Raw genomic sequence first — 5,907 nt, 5'->3', positions numbered from 1 at the left:
CTCATGCTGCGAAGGCTATGCCGAAGAACAATATGATCCCGGACGGACACTAAGCGTGGTCCATCCCGCCTTTCTACCGGAGATCGGTATAAGCAAATTATGATAAATTGCGCCTCTGTTACACAGGAGATCTCGTGAAGAGCTGTTCACACGCCCCAAGTATCGGGCGTCGACCAAATGTGGCAAGACTGGCTAACATGCGGTGTACGATTAATAGTACGATCCGCTGTGCTTGAACCGGGCAGCGCAAGGTCTGTACTGATGCGATAGTACACCCACCAGATGGGACGCCAATCGCCAGTGCAAGAACACGGGTTGTGCTAACTGTACGACGGTTCGTCCATTGGGGCGTCGTATACGGTTTTGATCAGGTCCATGATCTTACGCGCATCGTCATGGCTCATCGCAATCTTGCAATCCTTGTGGGTGAGGATCACGCGCGGCGAAACATTCCCGCTGAGGAAGAAGCCCGCGTTGGCGTTGGAGCTGAGGCCGACCTTCGCATAGCGTAGAGCGTCTGGTGGACTGATGGCGACCGTCCAACCGCAGGCGATGAACACCCCTATATCATCAGCGCTCACAGAAAAAATTTCGTCGCGCTGACCCAACTCAATTCGCGCCATGCTGGCTCTCCTGCTGACCGTCCATCAACTAAAAAGTGCATTTCAGGTTCCTGCATGAACAAAAGAAAGAGCGGCCCAGAGGTCAATGGCAATGGCAATGGCAGCAACCTTAAGGTTGGTACGCGGGAAGTCAGGACTGGTGTGCTTCCCTTCGCCGACCAACTGTGGCAAGGCTGGCCAATATGCGGTGTGGGGGTCTTATCGCATGTGAAAGAGCACGGCATTAGCTCTTCGTCACTGCTTGCGGGGGAACGGCTCGTTAGAGCGGTTTCCCATCAGTCTGCATCGTAGCCGGCGGCGGCGAAGTAGTTGGTGCACTCGGCTGGGGTGAAGGTGTCGATGATGCGGCCGATGGCGGCCCACAGGCCCTCGAGGCTGCGCTCTGCCGCCGTGCGGAGCGCGGCCTTCAGCTTGGCAAAGGCCTGCTCGATTGGGTTGAAGTCGGGGCTGTAGGGTGGGAGGTAGAGCAGGTTGGCACCTACGGCCTCTATGGCAGCTCTGACGCCGGCGCCCTTATGGCTACCGAGGTTGTCCATCACGACAATGTCGCCAGGGTGCAGCTCGGGCACCAGCACCTGCTCCACGTAGTCTTGGAACAGGGAGCCGTTGATCGGCCCGTCCAGCACCATCGGCGCCACCATGCCGGTGTTGCGCAGGCCGGCGACGAAGGTGGTGGTGAGCCAATGGCCATGCGGGATGGCGGCCCGCAGCCGCTCGCCTCGGGGTGCTCGGCCGTGGGTCCGAGCCATGTTGGTGGAAGCCCAGGTCTCATCGATGAACACCAGCCGGTCTGGGTCGAGGTCAGGCTGCGCCTCGAACCAGGCCCAGCGCCGCCTCAGGACGTCCGGGCGGTCCTGCTCCGCGGCGTGGGCGGACTTTTTGTGCGTGTCATCCGGCGCCGGTCGAAGAAGCGCCACAGCGTGCCGATGCCGGCCGACACACCAGCCCTGGCCAGTTCGGCCCGAATCTCCCGCAGCGTGATGTCCGACTTCTGGTCGACGAGGCGAAGGATCAGCGCCGCATGCGCCTCGATCTGGGCTGAACGCCGGTCCCCGCCCAGCGGTCCTGGCGCGACCGACCCCACCTCCCGCACCAGCGCCGCCCACCGGACTGCGCTTGCCGCGCTCACCCCGAAGCGGACTGCCGCCGCCCGACAGGACGATCCCGCCGCAATCGCCGCCACCACGCGCTCCCGCAGATCGACTGACAGAGCCTTCGACATGCCCATCGCCCCCATCCTCAGGGGCAATCGAATCACGACCGCACAGCCCGTGGGATCACAAGCGGTGCAGTCAGGCAGGAAACCGCTCTAGCGCCTGAGGCAATCGGCGGCGGCGGTGAGGCAGAGGAAGGACGTGGCGGTCCTCCTGTAGCGTGTGGCGACGGCGCGCCACTCCTTCCGCCTGGCTCAGAGGCGCTCGGCGCGGTTGCGGTTGTTGAAAATCGGCGCTGGGCAGGCGACAGGCGCCTTGTCGCTGCGTGTCGGGACGGTAGGCCGCGCGCCGAGATTCCAGACGTGCCGACGAAAGGCATGACCCAAGCTCCACAGCACAAGCCCCGTTGGCACCCTTCCTACAACTTCCCCCCAAATTTCCCCTGAATACTTCCTCTGTTTTCTTCCCAATTTCCCATATCGTTGGAATTGCGAACGAAAGCTGTGTTGGTCAATCTCACCCATGCCGTAACCGCCTGTGAGGCTTCAATGCTTAGCCCCAACCGCCCTAATGAGCTTGTGCTGACTGCCCACGGGCGCCGCCGCGTCCGAAGCCGCGGCTTCCTTGATCTTACCGTTTTGGCTTTGCTCGGCATTGCTGACCGTGCCGTTCCTGTAGGCCGTGGCTGCGTTGCGCTATCCGCTTCGGCGGCTACGCTGGCGGCGGCACAGGTGGAAGGGCTTACGCCGGCGCAAGTCGAGCGGTTGGCCGGGCGCGTGGTTGTGCTGGATAGCAACGGTCGGGTGGTTACCGCCCTTGTCCAGCAGGGCCGGCGTGGACGGCGCTATGGGCGCGTCTCCAGCGGCAGCGCTCGGCAACGCCTGCATGGTCGGCAGCGGTGAGGGCCTGAGAATGGGTGACGTGTATCGACTGCCGAACCGGCCGCAAGTGACGGACTCTGCGGCCATAGAACGCAACGCCCGTGCCGCAGCGATCAAGCGGTTGATACAAAAGAGGCCTGGCGGATTTGGTCAGCACATCGAATATGCTGCAGCAGAACTGTACAGGATTTTGGCGGACAGGGAAGCAGGCTTCAAAACGCGCCTCTGTGAACACGTATTCGGGTCAGGGATGCGCCACCCTACCAAGCGTCTCTGGGGTATTGTGTGGAATCCAGAAAAGCGGAAGCCAGCAGCCAAGCAGCGACAGCGCGCCACGATATACGTCCGCATTGCCGAAGGGATAGCACAGCTTTCTGGGATGCCAGAGGCAGAAATCTTGCTGCGACTGTTTCCCAACATTGAGCCGGACGCTGCAGCTATCGCGCAGGTGCCAAGTGATAGCCTTGGTGAGCAGCGACGAGAGGAGACTTGGCAAGCATGGGTCAGGGCGACAGAGACCATCATACGCGACCTGGATCTGCGTCGGGCGCTGCGTGTCGCAATGGAATTTCCAACAGCGTATGACGAAGCCAATTCGCCATTTCGTCTCGAGTTCAACCAGCTGATCGCAGGGCCCGATCAGGGGCTAGAAGGTAAACATAGGTACACCGACCGTAATGCCTTTGCGTTCGCACCGTGGTTCTTTATCACTGGACTGGCTCCAAAGCTGTTCCTCGGTGAGTGCCCAGCCACCACACTACGAGCTGTTGTTGAAACACCTCTCAAGGAGAACGAACAGGCGCTACCGCGCGTAGATCTCGCAAGCTGGGCGCAAGTTTGGTTCCGCTTCTGGTGGGCAATTCTTCCGATCGGCCCCAACGGTGACCCTCGCGGTTGCTTCCTTGTCTCGCTAGCGACAGAGCGCTGCCAAGCAGCGTTCCCTGCTGAAAAATGGACAGAGTATGTCGGTGAGCCATCGTCACCTGCCCGGGGACTATGGACCGCGCTTCTCCATCCCGAGTTCCGCTACGGTGTGGATGCACCTTTAGGTATCGTGAGAAGAAAGCGCCATGTCTACGGACTCGCCTTATCGTGGCAAGCGGGAGGTCAACGCGACTTCACGACTGGAGAGCGTGACGGTCCATATAGCTGTTTCGCCGAACCGGACGAGGCGACCCGGCACATAATTCGCGCGTTGTTCGGTCGTGACGCGGCAGAGTTGCCGTCCGACCCATTCCGAATCTTGCCATCTACGCCGCAATGGCGCGATGCCATCCTTGGCGCTCCCGACGGGTCGTTTGCTGATTGGGTTGGTCCCAATCCTGATGCCCCGCGCTACGCCGAACCCATACCACCGGAATTTGAGGCCTTCGAAACGGAGGAGGCCTATGAGGCAGCATCTGATGCCTACCAGACCGCGCACGAGGATTGGCGAGATGCAGAGTGCAAGTACCAACTACGCTTCCTGAGCAAAACTGTTGGTGTCGACGCGGCTTCAGGCTACGGCCCATTCTTGGGCAATGACGGCCAATTTTACCCAACCATTGGGCAAAAGTTGGAGCAAAGTTTGCTTAGCCTGCCAGAAACGGATCGTCCTGATATTGCACTTCGCCGGCAAGCTGCGGGACTCGCCAAACATGCAGCGGAGCTTATCGCGCGCGGTATGGCAGAGCGACGAACTAAGCTTGAGGCGCTAGGACGGCCGAGTGAGCCAGAGTGATGCGCCTGAGGCGCTTGGGTTTGCTAAGCGCTTGGTGTCTATATCGACGAAGACGTCGGTATCAGCTGGCCGGTGGCAGACGAGCTTGAGCAGGCATCACTGACTTGCTCCATGGGGTGCTTATCGCAAGGAAGGCAAGCCCGGTCGCGCGGTCGGCGGAATGCTCGCGAACTAGCAGGCTGCTGAAAAGGCTGCACGCTTGGCGGGATCGGAACTCCTTCTCGCTATGATTGGTCGTCTGGGTTGGCGCTGGTGTGGCTGGCCTGGGGGTGTTTCCCGGTGCTGGACATCGTTCGGGCGCTCCTCGGGCGTCACGTCGCCGCGCCGAGCAGCTTCGGCAGGCGGACCAGGTTGTAGGCGGCCATGGCCAGGGTGAACTGCCAGTCGATCTTGGGCAGTCCGCGGTGACGGACCTTGCGCAGCCCGGCCACCGTCTTGGCCCAGCCGAACGCTTCCTCGATCCTCTTCCTGATCCGCTGGCTGACCGCGTAGCCCGCGTGCCGCGTCGTCCGCCTGTCGATGGCGGACCGCCGCCCGCTGGTGCTCTGCGGCAGGTGCGGCGTGACATTGACCTCGCGCAGCTCGGCGACGAAGTCACGCGCGTCGAAGGCCTTGTCAGCACCCAGCGTGATCGCGTTCGGTCGGTCGGCGTGCGGCGCGATCAGGTGCAGCGCGGCCAGTCGCTCGGCGTGGCCCGAGGCGCGGGTGGCGACCGCACCTACGACCAGGCCGTGGCGGTTCTCCATCAGCGCATGCCCCATGGAACAAAGCTTGGCCTCCTTGCCCGGGCCCTTGCGGAACAGCTTGGCGTCCGGATCAGTGGTCGAGGCGTGCGTCTCATTGCAGCGCTTCTGACCCCGGAAGTCCTGCTCGCCGTTGCGTCCCGCATCGGGTGGCGGCCCGGAGCCGTCTTTCGGCCGGAAGCTCTTGGTGCTGGCCCAGGCCTCAAGCAGCGTGCCGTCGACCGAGAAATGCTCGGTCGAGAGCAGCGCACGCACCTTCGGCTGCGCCAATACGGCGGCGAGAAAGCGCGCGGCGACCTCGCCCGCCAGCAGCCGGTCGCGGTTCTTGGTGAAGGTGGTGGCGTCCCAGACCGGGTCGTCCACGCCGAGGCCGACGAACCACCGGAACAGCAGGTCGAAGTCGATCCGTTCGACCAGCTGGCGCTCCGAGCGGATGGAGTAGAAGGCCTGCAGCAGCAGCGCCCTCAGCAGCCGCTCGGGCGGGATCGAGTCCCGGCCCGTCGCCGGGTACAGCGCGTCGAACTCGGCTGACATTTGGGCTAGGGCTGCGTTGACGACGGCACCGATCGCGCGGAGCGGGTGGTCAGCCCGGATCCGCTGTTCCAGGTCGACGTAGCTGAACAGCGAACCCCGCAACTCATCCTTGCCGCGCATCCCGACCTCGCCTCGTCACCAGGACAAGCCAATCACGACCCGCAGCCGGTCGCGAGAGAATTTCAGCAGCCTGCTATTACTACTGTGTCATATAATGCGGCGCTGAGTGAGTCGTTGGCAGCACGGGCATCG

Annotated in this window: 4 protein-coding genes; 1 reads left to right on the top strand and 3 read right to left on the bottom strand. The window is 62.3% G+C overall.

Going from position 1 to position 5,907, the window contains the following annotated elements; genetic code table 11:
* Positions 1-320: 320 nt before the first annotated feature.
* Together AC5JJ6_RS37805 and AC5JJ6_RS37800 are read right to left on the bottom strand one after the other, a co-directional pair.
* Complete coding sequence (locus AC5JJ6_RS37805; RefSeq protein WP_496046973.1) at positions 321-623, bottom strand: hypothetical protein; 303 nt, start codon at positions 621-623, stop codon at positions 321-323.
* A 275-nt stretch (positions 624-898) separates the two neighbouring features.
* Positions 899-1,845 (bottom strand): IS630 family transposase gene (locus AC5JJ6_RS37800; protein ID WP_496046972.1). Its coding sequence is split into 2 segments (ribosomal slippage): positions 899-1,509 and positions 1,509-1,845, totalling 948 coding nucleotides; the frame shifts between segments, so codons are not numbered across the junction.
* A 766-nt stretch (positions 1,846-2,611) separates the two neighbouring features.
* Between AC5JJ6_RS37800 and AC5JJ6_RS37795 the strand changes: the two genes are divergently transcribed.
* Complete coding sequence (locus tag AC5JJ6_RS37795; RefSeq protein WP_496046971.1) at positions 2,612-4,378, top strand: hypothetical protein; 1,767 nt, start codon at positions 2,612-2,614, stop codon at positions 4,376-4,378.
* A gap of 311 nt (positions 4,379-4,689) precedes the next feature.
* Here the strand turns inward: AC5JJ6_RS37795 and AC5JJ6_RS37790 are convergent, their stop codons facing one another.
* Positions 4,690-5,775, bottom strand: coding sequence for an IS5 family transposase (locus AC5JJ6_RS37790; RefSeq protein WP_496046970.1), 1,086 nt, complete (start codon positions 5,773-5,775; stop codon positions 4,690-4,692).
* Positions 5,776-5,907: the final 132 nt, after the last annotated feature.

Source organism: Skermanella sp. (genome assembly GCF_059503625.1).
Note: the sequence above shows the minus strand (reverse complement) of the source record. Positions and strands in the feature narration are given on the sequence as shown.